The organism is Photorhabdus heterorhabditis (assembly GCF_001280945.1).
In the GTDB taxonomy this organism is placed as follows: Bacteria; Pseudomonadota; Gammaproteobacteria; order Enterobacterales; family Enterobacteriaceae; genus Photorhabdus; species Photorhabdus heterorhabditis.
Map to the genome: position 1 here is coordinate 1 of NZ_LJCS01000211.1, position 664 is coordinate 664.

A 664-nucleotide genomic window follows, 5' to 3' on the forward strand; every position below is an offset into this window, starting at 1 on the left:
GATCGAGTAGGAGGCGGGATCACTCCCGCCGTCCTCTCACACCACCGTACATGCGGTTCCGCATACGGCGGTTCATGTTAACGCTGGAACTGCCGTTGCTGTTCCACCAGTGATATTAAGCCATGCCCTCTGAACCACGCTGTCTTTATTGCCTGATTCATGTGACTGGCCCCCGAGTTCCACCATGCTCCGTGGTTGTTATATGCTGAGAGCTTTGCACGATCCTTACTCAGGCCCGCTCTTTGCAGCAGCTTCGCACGGGTTCGCGGTTTCTTCCACTGCCGCCACAGCTGGCAACGCAGTTTCCGTCTGATCCACCCGTCCAGCTCCTCCAGTATTCCCCTGACTTCTGTCAGTCTGAAGTAGCTTATCCAGCCTCGCAGCACTGGCGTCAGTTCATCGATCGTCGCTTTCACTGATTGACTCCGGTTTCCCGTCGTCAGGCTGCGGATTTTATCCTTCAGCCTTTTCACGCTACCCGGCGCTATCTTCAGCTTCGTCTGTTTGTGCCATGTCACACTGTACCCCAGGAACTTTCGCTCCCATGGGCGCGCCACCGCGCTCTTCTTCTCATTTACCTTCAGCTTCAGTTTGTTCTCAAGGAACTCACTGATATCCTTCAGTATATGTTCGCACGCTTTCCGGCTGCTCACGTAGATATTGC

General features: G+C 54.5%; 1 protein-coding gene. It reads right to left on the minus strand.

Annotation, left to right across the window (positions count from 1 at the left end):
- Positions 1-77: 77 nt before the first annotated feature.
- Positions 78-416, minus strand: coding sequence for a group II intron maturase-specific domain-containing protein (locus AM629_RS24925; RefSeq protein ID WP_235525590.1), 339 nt, complete (start codon positions 414-416; stop codon positions 78-80).
- Positions 417-664: the final 248 nt, after the last annotated feature.